The following is a 19,682-nucleotide window of genomic DNA, read 5'->3' as shown; positions in this document are numbered from 1 at the left end:
TATTAGCAAAGAAATAAAAAATAATCAATCCAGATATTGCTTGTTTGTAAACTTTTTTAATACTTTATTAAGTAAATTATATTATAATTTTAAGCAAAGCTGTATATTAGGTCTATGGTTATAGACATACATGATTAAGCACTACAAAACTACTTAGCTTTATTCTACATGTAAAAAATTCTACTTAAAACAGCAAACATATAAAAGGTAATTATTATGGGTGTACAAGAACATAGAAGCCTATTAAAAGATATTGGTGTAGATGTTGATAGACATGCAAAAATGATGGAAATGGGTCTTGAATCATACAAAGCACAATTTATGACACAAAAAAATAGACCAGAAGCAATGAAATATTTTGATTGGTTTATGAGTGAAATGCAAGGTCAAAGAATAGCAGAAATAAATGAATTAAGAAAAAATAAAAAACCTGCAATTGGAGCATTTTGTATTTTTGTTCCTGAAGAAATTATTGTGGGTTCAGGAGGAGCATGTTTTGGTTTATGTGGGGGAAGTCCTGCTACAATTGCCGATGCAGAGACTGAACTTCCTAGAAATATTTGTCCATTAATTAAATCTGCCCATGGATTTAAACTTCAAAAAACATGTGCTTATACTCAATCTTCTGATTTTATCTATGGAGAAACAACATGTGAGGCAAAGAAAAAAACTTGGGAAATTTTAAATAAACATCACCCTGTAAAAGTTATGAATATCCCACATATGAAAAGAGAAAAAGATTTAAAACTTTGGAAAGAAGAACTTTTTGAGTTTAAAGAACATATTGAAAGTATAACAGGAGAAAAACTATCATTAGAACAAATGAAAAAAGGAACTAAGATAGTAAATGAAAAAAGAGAAGCTTTACAAAGATTAGATAGATTAAGAAGTATGAATAAAGATGTAATTCCAATAAGTGGAAAAGATGGTTTATTTGTTACTCAAATGGGATTTTTAGATGATCCTGTTAGATATACTAAAAAAGTAAATGAACTTTGCGATGAATTAGAAAAAAGAGTTGAAGAAAAAATTAGTGTATTTGAAGAAGATACACCAAGACTTATGGTATTAGGGACTCCTTTTGCACCACCAAACTGGAAACTTCACACAGCAGTTGAAACAAGTGGAGGGGCAATTGTAAATGAAGAATCATGTATTGGACATAGATATTATAAAGATAATGTAAATTTAGATGATGTAAATAATGAAGATGAATTAATGCAAAAGCTACTTGATAAATATAGTGCAGTTGATTGTGCATGTTTTACACCTAATGCACCAAGAATTGATAAAATCTTACAAATGTATAAAGATAGACAAGCAAATGGAGTAATTTATTATACTTTATCATTTTGTCATACATATAATGTTGAAGCTCATTTGGTTACACAAGCACTTGAAAAAGAAGGAATTCCATGTTTGGTAATTGAATCTGATTATTCACCAGAAGATGCAGGGCAAATAAAAACAAGAGTTGAAGCATTTTTAGAAAGTATTAATTTTAAAAAAGAAGCTGCTGCTTTTAAAAAGAAACAAAACTAAATGTACTGGGGAGTAGATATAGGGTCCACATATACAAAAATATGTGGACTTGATGAACAAAAAAATATAATAGATACAAAAACCATACCAACCATTGTAAATCAAGATGAAATAGTTCAAGAATATCTTAAAGATAAAAATGTTGAAATGTTAGTATCCACAGGGTATGGAAGACATATGGTTCAAGAACTTTTTGATTGCCCAATAATTAGTGAAATAAAAGCCCACGCGAAAGCAGCACACTATTTTCAAAATGATGCAGATATGGTTATTGATTTAGGAGGTCAAGATAGTAAAGTAATAAAACTTGATTTAACTGGTGGTTTTATTGATTTTAAGATGAATGATAAATGCGCAGCAGGAACTGGAAAATTTTTAGAAATTGCTTCAAACAGAATGGGTTTAGAACTAGAAGAGTTTTCAAAAATAGGATTTGAAGCAACAAAAGAATTAACTATTTCAAGTATGTGTGCAGTTTTTGCAGAATCTGAAGTAATCTCACTCATAGCAAAAAAAGAGAGTGCTTCAAACATTTGTTATGCAGTTCATGAATCAATTGCATCAAGACTTGCTTCAATGGCAAGGAAATTTGCAATAAAAAGTGATAAGATTATATTTTCAGGAGGAGGAGCATTAAATCCTTTTTTATTACATTTAGTAGCTTTAAAATTAGATAAAGAAGTAATTGCATCAAAACACCCTCAATTAGCTGGAGCAGTAGGTGCAGCACTTGCTGGTCATGAAGTAAGTACTGAACTTTAAAGAGTGAACTTTTAAGTTTGCTCAATGTAAAATAAACTTATGTTTGAGTTTTATTTACTAATTTTTTTACTTATAATTGTTTGTGCTATTGTGATTTCTTCATTAAAAATTGGGATTTCTCCCATGCCAAGTTCAAAAGCTTCACATAAAATAATCTTAGACTATGTAAAGAAAACAGAAAATAAAACTATTATTGATTTAGGCTCTGGCTTTGGAAGTTTAGCAATTTTTTTGGCTTCAAATCTTCCAAATAGAAAAATAATTGGCTATGAATTATCATTTTTCCCATGGTTAATCTCTATTTTTCTAAAAAAACTATTAAGATTAGAAAATCTTCATTTTTATAAAAAAGATTTTTTAAAACAAGATTTGAAAAATGCAACTTTAGTTTGTTATTTATACTTTAAAGGGATGAAAAAGCTCGAAGATAAGCTATTTGAAGACTCAATTAACACTACAATTATTAGTAATACTTTTTCTTTTTTTAATATAAAGTATAGAGATAAACTATATGCAAATGACCTATTTAAAACTCCTATTTACTTATATATGACTTAAATATTAAATATTCATTAAAATTTCAATGTTATAATTTCAGTAAGATTAAAAAAAGGAAAAGCGATGAAAACTTTTAAAATTGCTATATTATCTATAGCTACATGTACGCTACTTGTTGCCCAAAATTTTCCAAATAGAGGGCCAATTCCTTTTAACTCATATGATCAAAATTCTGATGGAGAAATAACTTCAAAAGAGTTTTATGATGTAAGAGCTGAAAGAATGACTCAAAAAGCTAATCAAAATATGCCTATGAGAAATGCACAAAATGCTCCAAGTTTTGAAGACATTGATAAAAATGGTGATAAAAAAATAACAACACAAGAGTTACAAAGTTATCAATTAAATAAAATGTCAACGAGAATGAACAATAAAGGCATGAACAATGGTCAAGGAATGAATCGAGGTCAAGGCATGAACAATGGTCAAGGAATGAATCGAGGTCAAGGCATGAACAATGGTCAAGGAATGAATCGAGGTCAAGGCATGAACAATGGTCAAGGAAGAGGTTTAAATAACTAAGAGAGTTTTCTCTCTTAGTTATTTAAATCATCATACTTAAAGCTACTTTTTGTCTTTTTATATCAATATCAATAACTTTAAGTCTTGATAAAAATTGATTTATTGATAAAACTTCCATTGGATGATTTACTCTTTTCTCACTCATTTTAGAAATATGTATCATTGCATCATTTTTCAATCCAACATCAACAAAAGCTCCAAAATCAGTTAGATTTCTCACTACCCCACAAAGTTCATCATCAAGTTTTAAAGACTCTAAACTAAGCTCATCATCTCTAAATACAGTTTGAGGTAACTCTTCTCTAATATCAAAGCCTGGTTTTAAAAGTTCACTTATTACATCTTCATAAACAGTTTTTGAAATTTCAAATTTATTACAAACTTCTTCTTTATTTATATTATTTAAATCTTTATATTTTAAAAGTTGATTTGCTAACTCATAATTTTCAGGATGAATTGCAGTATTATCTAAAATGGAAGAACCATCTTTTATTCTTAAAAATCCAACTGCTTGTTCATAAACCTTTGCTCCAATTCCACTTACTTTTAATAAGTCACTTTTTGTTTTGAAGTTTTTGTTTTTATCTCTATATGAAACAATATTTAAAGCTAATTTTTCAGAAATACCTGATACAAATGACAATAACTTATAAGAAGCAGAGTTTATATCAACTCCTACTTTATTTACCAAATCTTCAGTAACTTCATTTAACTTTTTCTCAAGTTTTGTTTGATTTACATCATGTTGATATTGCCCTACTCCAAGTGATTTTGCATCAATTTTCACAAGTGCAGATAAAGGATCTCTTAATCTACTAGCAATTGAAATAGCACCTCTTGTTGTAACATCTAAATTAGGATACTCAATAGTTGCAATCTTTGAAGCAGAATAAACAGATGCACCAATCTCACTTACAACTGCAAACTTTAAATCTAAATTATTCTCTTTTATAAACTTTGAGAAAAAACTTGCTGTTTCATTTGAAGCAGTACCATTACCAATTGCTATGGCATTGATTTTATACTTTTTAATTAAATCAGAAACAATCTTACTAGAATTATTATAATCTTCTTTTGGCTTTGTTGGATATATAACATTTGAGTCTAAATAGTTTGCATTTTCATCAATAACAGCCAATTTACAACCTGTTTTATATCCAGGGTCAACTCCAAGTATAACTCTATTTACAACAGGTGGAGTAATTAAAAGTTGATGTAAATTTTTTCCAAAAAGATTTATTGCTTCATTGCTTGCTTTTTCTTTTATATTTGTTATAAGTTCTCTTTTTAAACTAGGAAGTAGCAATCTTTTTAAACCATCAACTAATCCCTCAAGTAGATAAATACTTGAACTATTTGCATCTTTTGGAATCTTAAACTTTTGTATATTCTCTATAATTCTTTCTTCATCAATTTCTACTTTTATTGACAATTGTTTTTCATTGACAGCTCTATTTATTGCTAAAAATCTGTGAGAGGGAATATATTTGGCTTTTTGAGAAAACTCTTTATAGTTTTTATAAACTCCATCTTCTTGATAATCTTTTGTTGGTTTTGTTTGTAAAAGTGCATGATTTTCTAAAAGTGTTCTTACTACTTGTTTTGAGCGTATATCATCAGCATATCTTTGAGCAATAATATCTTTTGCACCCAAAATAGCTTCTTTAGTATCTTTTATATTTTCATTTAAAAAGGTCTTTGCTTTTTTTTCAACTTCTTCTTTTGTATATTTTACACAAGAAATAATATTTGCTAACCCCTCTAAATTATTATCAATAGCTTTTTGTGTTCTTGAACTTTTTGTTGTTTTAAAAATAGAGTAAATATCATCTAATGCAACTAATGTTGTTGCCTCATTAATTGATGCTTCAAGTTTTGAAGTTAAAAGCTCTTTTTGAATAAGTTTTTGTTTTATATCATCTTTTTTTTCTACAACTTTTTTACTATATTCATAAATATCATTGAAATCTCTTAAAGTTTCATCACTTGCATTTCCTGTTAAATCTTTTCTATATCTAGCAATAAAAGGAATTGTACATCCTTGCTCAAAAAGATTTAATATATTTTCTATGTACTCTTGTTTTAAATTTGTTTTTTCTTTTATAGTTTTTATTAATTCATTCAATTTATATATCCTATTGCATCAAAAATTAATTTTACAGCAAATGCTGCTAATAATAAGGCCAAAAATTTCATTATAAAAAAATAAACCTTCCCTTTTAAAAACTTTTTACTCTTTGCTGCCATATATGCAATAAAAACTTTTGAACCAACCAATGAAAAGTAAAAAGTTGCTAAAAAAGCAAATACTACACTTAAAGAGAACTCATTTAGTATTTGCAGTAAAATTGGTGTTCCAATAGCAATCCAAAAAAGATAAGGATTTGGACTTAAAGCACCAATAACTAAACCTTGTCTAAAAGATTTATTTGGCACATTTTTATCAAGTACAATTTGTTCAACCTTAAAATTTTCATAAGCCAAATAGAATAAATAAGCACTTCCAACTAAAGAAACAAACATTAAAAATATTTTTGAATCACTAATATAACTTGCTAAAAGAATAGATAATATCACTATTGGAATATCTACTATTACAGGAGAAAAAGCCACTTTAACACCTGAATTCAAATCGTGTTTTAAAGTTTGTTGTATCACAAAGTTTGTAAGAGGACCTGGAGCAAAACCAGCACTTACACCCAAAGTAAGTGCCAAAAATAAAAAATCTATCATACTCTTCTAAAAATAAGCGAAAGTATTAAAAATACTACAACAACTATTCCTAAACCTATATATTTAAAGTCTTCACTACTATTTAATATATACGAACCTGCTGTGTAACTTGCATAACCAACAATTACAGCCCAAAGTGCTGTTGCTAAAATATTAAAAAATACAAACTTTTTACTTGAATATTTTGTAATTCCCATAGCCAATGGAATTAAAGTTTTTATTCCATAAATATATTTTTGGAAAAAAACAACAAAGGAACCATATCTTCTCATCATCAAATGAGCTAAAGCAACTTTTCTTCCATACTTTTTCATCATATCTTTTGCATACATTTTATTTTTTCTTGCAAGGGTAAATAAAAACTGGTCACCCAAAAAGTTAGATACACCTGCAACTAATATAGAAATATAAATATTTAAATCACCGGCATAAGATAATACTCCTGCAACTACAAGACCAACAAATCCACCACCAAAGGAATAAGCAAATAATGCAATATATCCCCAATCTTTTATCAAATCTTCCAATACAAACCCTTATATAAATTTAAGGGATTTTATCTAAATAAGTTTTAAATAACATATAGTAAAGATTTTTTAAAATAAATAACTTTTTTTTGGGATAAATAATATTAATCACCTAATATTTTAGGAATATTAAGATTTAATAATATATAATCAATTTATAAAGTAAAAAAAGGGTATGAATGTATATATTAAAGAAGTTTTTAAGATATAAGAATAAAGATAAATTAAAAACGCTCTTTTTAATAGATATATTATACATGAAAGATATTAACGCTATTTATAATTTTGATAATGGCGATTACATAATAAAACAATTAGAAAAGTTACTTAAACATACAATTAAAAATAAAATCAAAGCCATACTAAAAGATTCAGTTTTTATTGATTTTGTAAATACACATGTTGATGTTTTTGGACTTACTATATACAAAGATATATCACAAGAAGATATAGAAAAAATAAAAGATGCAATCTTTTATACAATAATCTCACATAAATTTAAACTTTTAGATAAAAAGTCATTTATTAATATCGATGTAACAATAGGTTGTTCTAAAAGTGCAGATAAAAAAATAAAAATATATGCAGAAAAAGCTTTACATAATGCAAAGTTAAATTTTGTTCATTTTATCTATTTTGATAGTAAATTTTATGAAGAAGAAAATTCAAATGAAAACTTACTTGAAATACTTAAATATAATATTCAAGAAAAGTTAGTAGAACCATATTTTCAGCCAATAGCAAATGCTCAAACAGAAGAAATTGTAAAATATGAAGCATTAATGAGAGTATTTGACAAAAATAATAACATGATAATGCCTTATGTATTTATTCAAAAATCTAAAAAATACAGACTATACAATAATTTAATGGCAATACTAATTGAGAAAGTTGTTTCATATATCAATAAATATAAAATCAATATAAGTATAAATCTTGACTTTCATGATATATTAAATCCAAAAATAAAAGATTTATTAATAGAAAAAATCAAAAATAACAATGTTGGAGAATATCTAACTTTAGAGATATTAGAAAGTGATAAAATATCAAACTATTCTATTGTAAATGAGTTTATTAAAGAAGTTAAAAAATATGGTGTAAAAATAGCCATTGATGACTTTGGAACAGGCTTTTCAAATTATGAATATATTTTAAATATTGATGTTGATTATATAAAAATAGATGGCTCACTTATAAAAAAGATTGACCAAGAAATTTATTTAAACCTTGTAAAAAGTATAGTTTTATTTTGTAAACAACAAAATTTTGAAGTTGTTGCAGAGTTTGTAAGTGATTTAAAAATATTAAGATATATTCGTTCATTGGGAATTGAATATGCACAAGGATATTATATTAGTAAGCCAAAACCAATAGAAACAATAGTTGGAGAACTTAATGAAAAGAATTCTTAAAAAAGTAACTGATGAGACAGTAAATGAACTTTTGCAAAATGAAATTATTTTGCCCTCAACATATTTTCAGTGCTTTGATAAACATGCAAAAACCTTAGAAATTGACTTAGAAGATAAAGATTTTCACAAAAGACTAGACTCTTTTATAGCAAAAGAGTATGCAGATATAAATGATTATGCAAGAAAAACACTAGAAAGTTTAGATAAGGTAACAATTGCAACAAAAGATGCGAAACTTGCAATTGAAAATAAAGATGAAAGTTCTTTACAAAAAATCTATCATGAGATGCAAGATTTAAAAAAAGAACTTGATACTATAACAAGTAAAGTATTTAAAGATGAAGTAACACAAGCTTTTAATAAAAAATGGATTTATAATAGATTTTTAAATAATGAATATAATTTTAAAAAAGATGGAGTATTAACTTTAATAAGAGTAGAAAATGCTGATTATATTTATGAAAATTATGGTCAACTAATTTTTGATAATTTGCAAATCTTTTTAGTAAAATATATTACAAAAAAGATAAAAGAAGAGAAATTAAACTACAGTATTGCTAGATTTATAAATAACCAATTTATTATATTTTTTGATAATGAAGATTTAAAAGAGTGTTCACATGTAATCAATAATATAAAAAATCTAATTGAAGACACTACACTTAAAAGTAAATCAGGCATCTTAATCAAACCAAAATTTACCTATGAAATAAATACATATTCAAAAAATGAAAGTTTTTCAGAACTAATAGAAAACTCTTTTATAAATATTTGTTAATAAAATAATTCCAAAAGCTTAGTTAAAAGAGTTATAAAACTCTTTTAACTTCTTTTGTGCTTTTTCAATAGATATTTGTTTAAATCTTATTTTTGTATTTGGTTTTGCTTGAGCTAATTTAAAGCAATCAATACTTAAAACACTACCAATTTTAGGATAACCACCAATTGTTTGTCTATCTTTTAAAAGTATAATAGGTTGTCCATCACTTGGAATTTGTATTGCTCCAAAGCTTATTCCCTCAGATACAATACCATCAATATCACACTTTATTGGTTCACCTTTTAATTTGCACCCCATTCTATTAAACTCATTTGACACTGTAAACTCACTTGAAAAAAACTTCTGTTTTTCCTTATCAGAAAAATATTCATCTTGATAAGATAAAACAACTCTTAATAAAAGTGTATCTTCATACTTTGGATGAAAACTCTTTTTTAATCTTGAAGTATGAAATAGATTATGAGAATTAATTTTTAAAATATCACCCTTTTGTAATCTATTTGCATTTAAGCCACCAAGATTTTCTTTTATTGTAGTTGAATAGCTTCCAAACTCTTTTTTAATTTTAAAGCCATCTTTTACAGCAAGATATACTTTTGAACCTTCTAAAAACTTTCCAATTTTAACAATATCTCCAACTTTAAGATTATGTGTTTGCCAACTATTTTTAGCTTCATTATTTATAAAAACCTCACAAAAAGCTCCAGTTACTGCTATTTGTGTATTTGTATTTGCTTTAAACTCTACATTTGCAAAAGCTATTTCTATAATATTCTCATCTTTTTTATTACCTAAAAGCATATTTGCTATATAGTAAGCATACTCATCCATAACACCTGCGTGTGTTACTCCTATGTGTGTATATGAAAATCTTCCTTTATCTTGAATAGTTGCAAAAATTGGAGTATTAATAATCTCTAAACTCATAAAACTCCTCCTTGTTTTAAAAACTGCTCTTTTGAAATTGGATTAAATTTCACCCTATCTCCTACACTAATAGGAGATAAAGTCTCTAATTTTTTATCAAAAAATTCAAAAGCAGTTCTTCCTACAATATTCCAACCTCCAGGGCTAGCTTGTGGGTAAACAGCTGTTTGAGTATTTGCAATTGCAACACTTCCTTTTGGAATACTTTTTCTTGGAGTACTTAATCTAGGAAGAGCAATACGATCATCAACACTTGCTAAATATCCAAAACCTGGCAAGAATCCTATTGCATACACATCATATGTTTTCTCTGAATGAATTTTTATAATTTGTTCTATACTTAAACCTGTTTTTTCACTCATACTTTGCAAATCTAATCCAACTTCAGTTCCATAATAAACATCAATAGTAATTAGTTTAGAGTTATCTTCTTGAGTTTCATCTAGATTAATCAACTCTTCAAGTTTTATTTTTATAGTTTCATAATCATATGTAAAAATATCATATGTAATTAAAATTGAAGTATATGATGGAACTATTTCAATAATTCCATCAAGATTTAATTTTTTTATACAAAGATAAGCATTTTTTACTTTCTTTGCTATATCTTTATCAATCTTATCTCCAAAATAGATAATTAATGAATCAACTGAGGCTACTTTTATTTTCATTTTAAATCAATGCTTTTCTTAATAGTTTTATAAAGTCTAAGGCTTTTTCATTATCTCCATGCACACATAAACTATCTACTTCTAAAAATAATCTGTTATTGTTTACACTTAATATATAACCTTTTTCTTTAAGTGTTGAGATTCTTTGAGCAACTTCTAGCTCATCTTGAATCACCGCATCATCTCTTATTCTTGATACAAGAGTTCCATCATCATTATAATTTCTATCTGCAAATACTTCATACAATAAATTTATTCCATAAAACATTGCAGTATGTTTATAACTTTCATTTTTAGGGCTTGATAAAATCATAAGTTTTATATTTTTATCAAAAGATGATATTGCACTTAATATTGCTTTGAATATATTTTCATCTTTCATCATATCATTATATAAAGCACCATGTGGTTTTACATATGAAATACCTGTTCCATGAGCTTTACAAAATGCATTTAATGCACCTAATTGATATAAAATTATAGATTTTATCTCTTCAAGTGAACATCTTATGCTTCTTCTACCAAAACCAACTAAGTCTTGATATGCAGGATGTGCACCAAGTGTTACATTATATTTTTTTGCCAAGGCAACAGATTTATTCATAGTTAAAGCATCACTAGCATGGAAACCACAAGCAAGATTTGCCATATCAATATATGGCATAATTTGCTCATCATATCCCATCTTCCAGATACCAAAACTTTCTCCCATATCGCAGTTTAATCTAATATTCATAACCTTATCCTATAAATTGTGATACTTTATTATATCTAACCAATCATTTTATTTGGTAAGAAAAATACCAATTCTGGGAAAAATGTAATTAGTGCAACTGTTATAATCATTATTATAAAAAATGGAAAAGTTGCTTTTAAAATCGTTTCAATCTTTTCATTACTTATACCTTGAATTACAAATAGGGAAAATCCAACAGGTGGAGTTATTTGTGCCATTTCTACCATAAATACCAAGAAAATACCAAACCATAAAGGATCATACCCAGCTAAAATAACAATAGGTAATACAATTGGTAAAGTCATTACAACAATAGAAATTGCTTCTAAAATCATTCCAAGAATAATATACATAATACCTATTAATAAAATAAGCATTAATGGACTTAATCCAAGACCTGTAATAAACTCACTCATAGCTCTTGCAATTCCTAAAAATCCAATAACTTGAGATAAGAAAACTGCACCTGCAATAATAAAACCAATCATAACTGAAGTTTTTACACTATTTAAAAGTGCATTTTTTAATATATCAAAAGATAAAGCTTTAAAGTAAGCAGCTAAAATCAATGAACCCAAAATACCTAAAGCTGCTGCTTCTGTTGGAGTTGCAAAACCACCATAGATTGAACCTAAAACTAAACCAATAAGTGAAAATATAGGCGCTAAATCTTTTAGTGAATATAGTTTATCTTTAAAAGTATATGTTTCATCATCAGCTGGCATAACATTTTCTTTATCTGTTGTTGCTTTATACATAATATAAAAAGAGTATAAAGTAGCAAGTAATAATCCAGGTATTAAACCAGCAACAAAAAGTTTACCAATAGATACATCAGATAAAACTCCATATATAATCATTATAAGTGATGGAGGAATCAAATATCCAAGAGTACCAGAACCTGCAAGTGAACCCATAGCTAATGATTTTGAATATCCTCTACTTTGAAGTTCATCAAGAGTAATTTTACCAACAGTAGCAGTAGTAGCAGCACTAGAACCAGACACTGCTGCAAAAAGAGAACAAGCTGCAACATTTACATGTAAAAGTTTACCAGGTATATGAGTAAGCCATGGCTTTAATCCATTTAGTAATCTTGTTGAGATTGAAGATTTATATAAAATCTCACCCATTAAAATAAACATTGGAAGTGCTGCAAGTGACCAAGAATTTAAAGCATCATATAAAGAAGATGCAAGTAAATCTCCTATTTTATCATATACACTTATTACAGGAGGAAGATTATGATCAAATAAAAGCATCCCAATTATTCCTGTTAACATCAATGAAATACCAATCCAAATAGATGATAATAAAAATACAAACATTATTACTATTAAAACAATTGATAATATAAGTGGATCAGCTATCATGTGTAAATCCTTTGAAAATAAAAACTATAACTGCTAAAATAAATAGCGCAATTCCAAGAGGCATTGCAAGTTGAGTTAAATAAATTGGTGTTTCTGATACATTTTCTGAAAGCATTTCAAACTCATATGAGTCATATGCAAGTAATACAGTTCTATAAAATGCAAAAAATAGTACACCAAGTGCAATAATTGCTGCAAAAACATCTACTTTTTTATTTACTTTTTTAGAAAGTTTTGAAGTAATTATATTAATTCTAATATGACTATCACTACTAAATGTATAAGCAAGTCCTAAAAAAATAGAAGCTAAATAGAGATATCCACTATATTCATCTGCAATCATTGTTGAAATATCAAAAAATGATCTTAGAAAAATCTCCAATAAAATTAGTGATACTAATATTATCAATAAAAATCCCGATAAATAAGCTCCCCCTTTTGAGAGCTTATCTACTAAATTACATAAAGAATTCATACGCAACTACTTTCTATATTCTTTAAAGATTTTTTTAATATCTTTATTTGCATCATCAAGATATTCAGTTAAAAGTTTTAAAGCAATTTCATCAAGCTCTTTTTTAAGTTCAGGACTAGCTTCTTGTACTTTCATACCATTTTTTCTTAATAACTCTAAAGAAGTCTCATCTTCAATTTTCACAGCTTCCCATTGTGACTTTTCAATCTCTTTTGCTGCTTTTAGCATCGCTTTTTGTTGATTTTTATCTAAAGCATTCCAATAATCTAAATTTATAGTCACTGCTTGTAAAGGATATGCATAATTTATTTTTGTATAATTACCTAATACTTCCCAAAACTTACCATCTTTACCTGAGCTTGAAGAAGTTACAACAGAATCAACCATTCCAGTTCTAAGTGATGAATAAACCTCTCCCCAAGGTAAAGCAACAGCATTCCCACCTGCAAGATTTACAAAAGATGCAGAATTTTTATCATAAGTTCTAGTTTTTACACCTTTAAAATCAGCTATTGAATTAATCTCATTTTTAGAATAAAAACCACTTGCTGGCCAAGTTACTGAATAAAGTAGTTTTTGATTCCACTTTCTTGCAGTTTTTTCATAAGATTTTTTTGATAATTGATAAAGTTTATAAGCATCATCATATGAGTTTGCAATAAAAGGAAGTGCTGAAATTCCAAATACCTTACCTCCACCTGAAGTAAAAGGTATAAACATATCAGTCATAGCTACAGTTCCATCTTTTACTGCTTTTAAAGGATTACCCTTAATAAGCGCACTACCTGAATGTACTGTTATTTTTATACTTCCATTAGTATACTCTTTAACTAATGTTGCAAACTTCTTAGCACCTTGAGTATGAAAGTTACTTTCAGAATATTTTGCATTTAAATCCATTTTCATATCACCTGCAAACATTGCACTTGCAAGAGATACAATCAATAAACTTTTCTTGAACATTTAAGACTCCTTTTGATTTTATTAAGGAATCTTAACTTACCCTAGTGAGTAAAGAGTGAGTTTTTTGTGACTTATGTGTAATTTATGTACTTTTTAACTTATACCCTTCTTGTGGAATATTTATTAAAATATCTTCAGGAACCCTTTGTCTAAACTCTTTTATAAATGTTTTCAATGCACTCATACTCATACTTTTATCTTTCCATAAATACTCTTCAATATAATCATATGTTAAAACTCTATTTTTATTTTCATACAACAATATAATAAATTCTTTATCTCTTTTTCTTAAACTTATTAATTCATCTTTAAAATATAATTCCCTTGATTCCATATGAAAACATAAATTATCATTTAATTGTATTTTCAAAGTAAGTTTTGAAGCAAGTGCTTTTAATATACCATTTAAAAGTGACTCTGAGTTCACAGGTTTTAAGATATATTGATTTACATTTAAATTTATCAAATCCAATAAATACTCTTCATTACTATATGCTGTTACCATTATTATAATAGTGTTAAAATCTTTTTTTCTTATCTTTTCAATAAGGGCGATTCCATTCTCTTTTGGCATCTCAATATCACTTAAAATTATTGAAGGCTTATATTCAAAGTACAATTCATAACCTTCATCAGCATTTGAAGCTGAATAAACTTCTTTAAAATAATACTTTAAAGTATTTACCAAACGTTTACGAATCCCCTCTTCATCCTCTACACAAAGAATTGTATAGTTTTTCAATTGTTCTAATAACTCTTTTTTCATAAAAAACCTTTAAAACAAAATATATTATATAATTTATTAAAAAAAACTTTTAACACTTTTTAAGTAACCATTTATTAATTATTTTTATGTATAATCCCTAAACTAATTAGTTATTATATTAAAAATTTATTTGGATTCATTCTATATTATTTCCATAAGAAAACATTAATTAGACTATTACTTTTTTATTACATTTATTTGTTACAATTAAATTAGAAATATGACACTACATCAAAAGGATTACAAAATGTCAATTAAACAAAAATTAGTGCTATTAAGCACATGTGTACTTTTAGGATTAATTGCTCTTTTTATTTTGAATAACTACAGTCAAAATCAAATGAAAGAGTTAGTTAAAGCTCAAAAATCAGTTGAAGTGCTTAAAACATTACAAACAGAATTAAGGAAAAATGAAAAAGATTTTCTAGCAAGAAAAGATGAAAAATACTTAAATGATTTCCAAAATAATTTCAAAAGTTTACAAAACAGTGCAAACTCTTTAAAAGATATACTAAAAAAAGTAGATATTAGCACTGAATATACAAATGACTTTTTAGAAATATCAAATAATTATAATGATATTTTCACACAAATTGCAAATACACAAAAGCAAATAGGTTTAACACATACAGATGGATTATACGGAAACTTAAGAAAAAGTGTACACAATGTACAAGAATTTGCTAGAAACTCTAATAATTTTGAATTATTATCTTTAGTATATGAGTTAAGAAAAGAAGAAAAAGACTTTATGTTAAGAAAAGAAGAAAAGTATAGCACTAGATTTGAAAAAAAAATTGATTTACTTACAAAAATGCCAATTAACCAAGAGATTAAAACTTATTTAAATCAATATAAAACTGCCTTTTTACAATTAGTTGAAAAAGAAAAAGTTAAAGGATTAAATGAAAAAAGTGGACTTTTAGAAAATCTAAGAAAAACTATTTATAAAACTGAAAATAGTTTAAATAAAATGGAAAAAAACATTTCTGCTCATATTGTAAAAGCAGAATCATTCTTAAATACATTCTTAATTATTTTAACACTACTTATTATTGTAGTATTGATGGTTTCTTTTTACTTTATATCAAAATCAATAACAAAATCAATAAATAAATTTCAAGAGGGATTGATTGGCTTTTTTAAATATCTAAATAACGAAACAAAAGATGTTGAACTACTAGATGATAGTAAAAATGATGAGATATCAAATATGTCAAAACTAATCAACAAAAATATAGAAAAAACAAAAAATAATATTGAAGAAGATAAAGCACTAATTTTAGATGTAACACAAATTGCAACAAAAATTAAAGAAGGGCATTTAAATAAACAAATTACAGCTTCAACATCAAATGAATCATTAAATGCACTAAAAGATGTTATAAATGAGATGTTAGTTGGTTTAAACAAAAACATAAGCTCAATTTCAACAGTGTTAAAAGAGTTTAGTAATTATAAGTTTACAAGTAAAGTAGATAGTAGTGGTGTTGAGGGAGATATGAAAGAGTTTATAGAGAATGTAAACTTCTTAACAGATGAGATATCAGGATTGTTAAAAGATTCATTAATCATAGGATTAACACTAGATGAAGCATCAGATAAATTAATAACAAATGTAGATGTATTAAATACAAGTTCAAATGAAGCAGCAGCAAGTCTAGAAGAGACAGCAGCAGCATTAGAAGAGATAACAAGTACAATAGTAAATAACTCAGAGAATGTAGCAAAAATGAGTAAGTATGCACAAGAGTTAGGAAACTCAGCAAAAACAGGGCAAAGTTTAGCAAATAAAACAACAAAATCAATGGAAGAGATAAATGAACAAGTAAGTTCAATAAATGAAGCAATCACAGTAATAGATCAAATAGCATTCCAAACAAATATACTTTCACTTAATGCAGCAGTAGAAGCAGCAACAGCAGGAGAAGCAGGGAAAGGCTTTGCAGTAGTAGCAGCAGAAGTGAGAAACTTAGCAAATAGAAGTGCCCAAGCAGCTAAATCAATAAAAGAGATAGTAGAGAATGCAACAAGTAAAGCAAATGAAGGGAAAGGTATCAGTAGTGAGATGATAAAAGGCTATGATGTCTTACTAGAGAATATTGAGAATTCAACACAAATGATAAGTGAGATAGCAGCAGCAAGTAAAGAGCAAGAATCAGGGATTACACAAATCAATGATGCTGTAACACAATTAGATCAACAAACACAAAAGAATGCATCAATAGCAACACAAACACATGATATTGCAATACAAACAGATACAATAGCAAAAGAGATAGTAAGTGATGCTGGAGCAAAAGAGTTTTTAGGAAAAGAACAAGCAAAAGTAAAAAAGATAGATGTTCCACATGAAGAAGAGCCAAAAGCAAAATATGATAAAAAAGAGGAGTATGAAGACAAACCAAGAGAAAATAAAAAATCATACTCTTATGAAAAAAAACCTAAACAAGCTCAAACTTTTACTTCAAATAGTAGTAGTGATGATGAGTGGGAAAGCTTTTAATCTTTCCCACTTTTAAAAGGAAGAGTGACTAAAAAAAGTGCACCCTTCCTTGAGTTCTCAACACTAATTTCACCTTCCATATTTTTTTCAACAATCATTTTAGCCATATAAAGACCAAGCCCTGTACCTTTTGAACTACTTTTGGTAGTAAAATATGGTTCAAAAATCAAATCTATATATTCATCTTCAACTCCACCTGCATTATCTAAAACTTTAACAATTGCACTTGAACCAACAGCATCTACTTCAATATATATATTTGGATTTTTGATATCTCTTTGAATAAGAATATCTTTTGCATTAGAGATAAGATTTAGCATTACTTGTGCAAACTCTCTTTCATATCCATAAATAATACTATTACATTTTACTTTTTTAACAAGATTTATATTAAAGTTTTTAATTGAAGCATCAACTAAAGTTAAAGCCTCATTACAAGCATCATCCAAATAAAAATAGACTTTCTTCTTATCTGGTTTAAAAAAGTTTCTAAAATCTTCTATTGTATTTGACATAAATTCAATTAATTTATTTGATTCAATGACTGAATCTTGTATCATTTTTTCATCAACTTTATTAAATTTACTTGCAGTTTCTAACTCCATCAGTACACCAGAAAGTTCACTTAATGGCTGTCTCCATTGATGTGCAATCATACTAAGCATAGCACCCATTCTTGCAAGTCTTGATTGATGAAGCATCGCCCTATCTTTTTTCTTTACATCATCAATTGCTTTTTGAACCTTTAGTTCTAAGTTTTTGTTCAAGTCTTGTAACTCTTGCTCTTTTTTAACTACACTTTTTCTATACTCATTAAAAGCTTGGTTAATTCTATTTGAGATAAAAACAGATAAAATACCAATAATAAATATTACAAAAAAAGAGATAACAACAACAGTTTCAATATATTTATCAACTCTTTTTTCTAGTAACTGCTTATTTTTTAAAATAGAGTTTTCTATATCATCCATATAAAGCCCAGCACCAACAACCCAATTCCATTTTTCATAAAGTTTAAAATATCCAAGCTTTTTAGAAAACTGTTTTTTATTTGGTTTTTGCCAGTTATACTCTACAAAGACTCCATTTGGTTTCTTTTTTGTTTCATCGATAAACTTTTTAGTAATATAATCTCCACTTGCATCTTTTAAATCAATATCATATTTACCAATACTATCTTGTCTAAAAGGGTGAGCAATAAGATGATATTTCGTATCATGTATCCAAATATATCCATTATTTTCATAACGAATAGTTTCAATATACTTTATTAAATCTTTTTTAATTTGTTTGAGATTCTTTTTACTATTTTCTACACTTCCTATTATCCAATCTAATTTTGGAACATGTTTTATGTAAATTAATTTATTCTTTAATTGTACATATTTCCCAGTATCAGGATATAGATAATTTTTAATAAACTTGTCATTTAATTCAAACTCTTTTTGAATACTTTTATTAAAAGGTTGAATAAGTTTATCATTTTGTACATCATATGCAAAAAAATAATCATTTCTATTAATAGCTTTTGAATCAATTAACTGATTCATTATTTCATTTTTTTTACTACTATTAAGATTTTTATCTTTTGTTAGCACAGATAGTTGATTGTAAAGTATTTCAACCCTATTCTTAACCCTATTTTTTACTTCATCATTCGCTTTTTTTTCATGATAATCTAAATAAGAAAGAACAGAATTAATCTCTTTTTTAAGTATATTTTTTTGTTTTGAGATATATTCTATTTCCTCTCGAATACTCTCATCATCAAAATATTTATATTGATTTTGAATAAAAAAATAAATTGTAAAAAATGCAATAAGAAGTACTGTAATAATAGGAGTTAATATAATTAACTTTGAAATATTTTTTTCGCTAAACATTCTATATTTTCCTAGTTTAAATTCAGTAATCTTATTTAGTTGTAGTGAGTATTAAGTGAGCTTTTGAAGATTTATTGATAAACGTGATACTTTTGATTCTCTTTTGCTTGTCTTTTTTCAATCTCTTCGTATGTTTTTAAAGCTAATTGCTTAGTTTCCTCGTCAATTTTTTTACCAAAGTATTCATCTACAAAATTATTTAAAACTAAAATATAAACAATAGAGTTTAAAATAATTGCATTATCATCTTTCATCTGTTTTGCTAAATCTATTGCATAAATTGCTTCTTGAAAAGTATAAAATATTCTATCATTTATATTTTCAAGTCTATGTGCATAACCTAAAATAGTCAAATAGTTTTCTTCATATTCTTTATGGATATTCTCTTCTTTTAATATATTAGAATACTCTTTTATTGCTTCTTGATGCTGTGTAACAATTTCATCAGTTTCTACAACAGTATTTTTAAATTGATAAAAAAAATCTGTTACTTGTGTAATAATCAAATCTATAATAAATCCTTTAAAATATTTGTGCAATTA

At 26.6% G+C, this 19,682-nt stretch carries 19 protein-coding genes; 7 read left to right on the top strand and 12 right to left on the bottom strand.

The features are described from left to right. Positions 1-216 precede the first annotated feature (216 nt). The 4 genes from AMRN_RS05160 to AMRN_RS05145 all read left to right on the top strand — a co-directional run bounded on the left by AMRN_RS05160 (position 217) and on the right by AMRN_RS05145 (position 3,384). Positions 217-1,542 (top strand): double-cubane-cluster-containing anaerobic reductase, encoded by a 1,326-nt coding sequence (locus AMRN_RS05160; protein ID WP_099312752.1) that lies wholly within the window; start codon positions 217-219, stop codon positions 1,540-1,542. Continuing rightward, positions 1,543-2,304, top strand: coding sequence for an acyl-CoA dehydratase activase (locus AMRN_RS05155; RefSeq protein ID WP_099312754.1), 762 nt, complete (start codon positions 1,543-1,545; stop codon positions 2,302-2,304). It begins immediately after the preceding gene. A 39-nt stretch (positions 2,305-2,343) separates the two neighbouring features. Then, positions 2,344-2,862 carry a class I SAM-dependent methyltransferase gene (locus tag AMRN_RS05150; RefSeq protein WP_099312756.1) on the top strand — a complete coding sequence of 173 codons (519 nt, stop codon included), beginning with the start codon at positions 2,344-2,346 and terminating at the stop codon, positions 2,860-2,862. Positions 2,863-2,925: 63 nt separating this feature from the next. Continuing rightward, positions 2,926-3,384: an EF-hand domain-containing protein gene (locus tag AMRN_RS05145; RefSeq protein WP_099344766.1), complete on the top strand. Its 459-nt coding sequence runs from the start codon at positions 2,926-2,928 to the stop codon at positions 3,382-3,384. Positions 3,385-3,406: 22 nt separating this feature from the next. Here AMRN_RS05145 and AMRN_RS05140 read toward each other — a convergent pair whose 3' ends face one another. The 3 genes from AMRN_RS05140 to AMRN_RS05130 are packed head-to-tail and all read right to left on the bottom strand — an operon-like array spanning position 3,407 to position 6,644. Then, positions 3,407-5,509 (bottom strand): helix-hairpin-helix domain-containing protein, encoded by a 2,103-nt coding sequence (locus AMRN_RS05140; RefSeq protein WP_118897373.1) that lies wholly within the window; start codon positions 5,507-5,509, stop codon positions 3,407-3,409. Then, positions 5,506-6,117 carry a LysE family translocator gene (locus AMRN_RS05135; protein WP_099312169.1) on the bottom strand — a complete coding sequence of 204 codons (612 nt, stop codon included), beginning with the start codon at positions 6,115-6,117 and terminating at the stop codon, positions 5,506-5,508. Before AMRN_RS05135 ends, AMRN_RS05140 begins: the two co-directional genes overlap by 4 nt. After that, the gene (locus AMRN_RS05130; RefSeq protein ID WP_099312167.1) at positions 6,114-6,644 is read right to left on the bottom strand and encodes a DedA family protein; all 531 of its coding nucleotides are present in this window, start codon (positions 6,642-6,644) and stop codon (positions 6,114-6,116) included. The genes AMRN_RS05135 and AMRN_RS05130 overlap by 4 nt, the downstream gene beginning before the upstream one ends. Positions 6,645-6,901: 257 nt before the next feature. Here AMRN_RS05130 and AMRN_RS05125 point away from each other — a divergent pair, with 257 nt between their 5' ends. After that, entirely contained in the window at positions 6,902-8,059 is a 1,158-nt protein-coding gene (locus AMRN_RS05125) for an EAL domain-containing protein (protein ID WP_165772917.1), read from the top strand. Then, positions 8,043-8,837 (top strand): diguanylate cyclase, encoded by a 795-nt coding sequence (locus AMRN_RS05120; protein ID WP_099312163.1) that lies wholly within the window; start codon positions 8,043-8,045, stop codon positions 8,835-8,837. Before AMRN_RS05125 ends, AMRN_RS05120 begins: the two co-directional genes overlap by 17 nt. Before the next feature lie 18 nt (positions 8,838-8,855). Here AMRN_RS05120 and AMRN_RS05115 read toward each other — a convergent pair whose 3' ends face one another. From AMRN_RS05115 to AMRN_RS05085, 7 genes are all read right to left on the bottom strand, one after another. Next, positions 8,856-9,767, bottom strand: coding sequence for a 5-oxoprolinase subunit C family protein (locus tag AMRN_RS05115; protein WP_099312161.1), 912 nt, complete (start codon positions 9,765-9,767; stop codon positions 8,856-8,858). Continuing rightward, positions 9,764-10,438, bottom strand: a complete 675-nt coding sequence (gene pxpB, locus AMRN_RS05110) for a 5-oxoprolinase subunit PxpB (RefSeq protein ID WP_099312160.1) — start codon at positions 10,436-10,438, stop codon at positions 9,764-9,766. The genes AMRN_RS05115 and pxpB overlap by 4 nt, the downstream gene beginning before the upstream one ends. 1 nt (position 10,439) lies before the next feature. Then, positions 10,440-11,174 (bottom strand): 5-oxoprolinase subunit PxpA, encoded by a 735-nt coding sequence (locus AMRN_RS05105; RefSeq protein ID WP_099312158.1) that lies wholly within the window; start codon positions 11,172-11,174, stop codon positions 10,440-10,442. Between the two features lie 35 nt (positions 11,175-11,209). Beyond that, entirely contained in the window at positions 11,210-12,547 is a 1,338-nt protein-coding gene (locus AMRN_RS05100; protein WP_099312156.1) for a TRAP transporter large permease, read from the bottom strand. Continuing rightward, positions 12,537-12,956, bottom strand: coding sequence for a TRAP transporter small permease subunit (locus tag AMRN_RS05095; RefSeq protein WP_228150850.1), 420 nt, complete (start codon positions 12,954-12,956; stop codon positions 12,537-12,539). The genes AMRN_RS05100 and AMRN_RS05095 overlap by 11 nt, the downstream gene beginning before the upstream one ends. 72 nt (positions 12,957-13,028) lie before the next feature. After that, entirely contained in the window at positions 13,029-13,985 is a 957-nt protein-coding gene (locus AMRN_RS05090; RefSeq protein ID WP_099312152.1) for a TRAP transporter substrate-binding protein, read from the bottom strand. An 82-nt stretch (positions 13,986-14,067) separates the two neighbouring features. After that, positions 14,068-14,751 (bottom strand): response regulator transcription factor, encoded by a 684-nt coding sequence (locus tag AMRN_RS05085; RefSeq protein ID WP_099312150.1) that lies wholly within the window; start codon positions 14,749-14,751, stop codon positions 14,068-14,070. 247 nt (positions 14,752-14,998) lie between these two features. Here AMRN_RS05085 and AMRN_RS05080 point away from each other — a divergent pair, with 247 nt between their 5' ends. Further along, positions 14,999-17,257, top strand: a complete 2,259-nt coding sequence (locus AMRN_RS05080) for a methyl-accepting chemotaxis protein (RefSeq protein WP_191282164.1) — start codon at positions 14,999-15,001, stop codon at positions 17,255-17,257. On the opposite strand, the gene AMRN_RS05075 is transcribed toward AMRN_RS05080, so the two are convergent. After that, positions 17,254-19,140 (bottom strand): sensor histidine kinase, encoded by a 1,887-nt coding sequence (locus AMRN_RS05075; RefSeq protein ID WP_099310530.1) that lies wholly within the window; start codon positions 19,138-19,140, stop codon positions 17,254-17,256. The two genes, AMRN_RS05080 and AMRN_RS05075, sit on opposite strands and share 4 nt — an antisense overlap. A 71-nt stretch (positions 19,141-19,211) precedes the next feature. Continuing rightward, positions 19,212-19,646 carry a hypothetical protein gene (locus AMRN_RS05070; RefSeq protein WP_099310529.1) on the bottom strand — a complete coding sequence of 145 codons (435 nt, stop codon included), beginning with the start codon at positions 19,644-19,646 and terminating at the stop codon, positions 19,212-19,214. Positions 19,647-19,682: the final 36 nt, after the last annotated feature.

Source organism: Malaciobacter marinus, from assembly GCF_003544855.1.
GTDB lineage: Bacteria > Campylobacterota > Campylobacteria > Campylobacterales > Arcobacteraceae > Malaciobacter > Malaciobacter marinus.
Note: the sequence above shows the minus strand (reverse complement) of the source record. Positions and strands in the feature narration are given on the sequence as shown.

Coding starts and splice junctions, on each gene's coding strand:
- AMRN_RS05155 (WP_099312754.1), top strand. CDS start 1,543: ATGTACTGGGGAGTAGATATAGGGTCCACATATACAAAAATATGTGGA.
- AMRN_RS05080 (WP_191282164.1), top strand. CDS start 14,999: ATGTCAATTAAACAAAAATTAGTGCTATTAAGCACATGTGTACTTTTA.
- AMRN_RS05145 (WP_099344766.1), top strand. CDS start 2,926: ATGAAAACTTTTAAAATTGCTATATTATCTATAGCTACATGTACGCTA.
- AMRN_RS05115 (WP_099312161.1), bottom strand. CDS start 9,767: ATGAGTTTAGAGATTATTAATACTCCAATTTTTGCAACTATTCAAGAT.
- AMRN_RS05100 (WP_099312156.1), bottom strand. CDS start 12,547: ATGATAGCTGATCCACTTATATTATCAATTGTTTTAATAGTAATAATG.
- AMRN_RS05120 (WP_099312163.1), top strand. CDS start 8,043: ATGAAAAGAATTCTTAAAAAAGTAACTGATGAGACAGTAAATGAACTT.
- AMRN_RS05090 (WP_099312152.1), bottom strand. CDS start 13,985: ATGTTCAAGAAAAGTTTATTGATTGTATCTCTTGCAAGTGCAATGTTT.
- AMRN_RS05085 (WP_099312150.1), bottom strand. CDS start 14,751: ATGAAAAAAGAGTTATTAGAACAATTGAAAAACTATACAATTCTTTGT.
- AMRN_RS05075 (WP_099310530.1), bottom strand. CDS start 19,140: ATGTTTAGCGAAAAAAATATTTCAAAGTTAATTATATTAACTCCTATT.
- AMRN_RS05150 (WP_099312756.1), top strand. CDS start 2,344: ATGTTTGAGTTTTATTTACTAATTTTTTTACTTATAATTGTTTGTGCT.
- AMRN_RS05160 (WP_099312752.1), top strand. CDS start 217: ATGGGTGTACAAGAACATAGAAGCCTATTAAAAGATATTGGTGTAGAT.
- pxpB (WP_099312160.1), bottom strand. CDS start 10,438: ATGAAAATAAAAGTAGCCTCAGTTGATTCATTAATTATCTATTTTGGA.
- AMRN_RS05135 (WP_099312169.1), bottom strand. CDS start 6,117: ATGATAGATTTTTTATTTTTGGCACTTACTTTGGGTGTAAGTGCTGGT.
- AMRN_RS05105 (WP_099312158.1), bottom strand. CDS start 11,174: ATGAATATTAGATTAAACTGCGATATGGGAGAAAGTTTTGGTATCTGG.
- AMRN_RS05125 (WP_165772917.1), top strand. CDS start 6,902: ATGAAAGATATTAACGCTATTTATAATTTTGATAATGGCGATTACATA.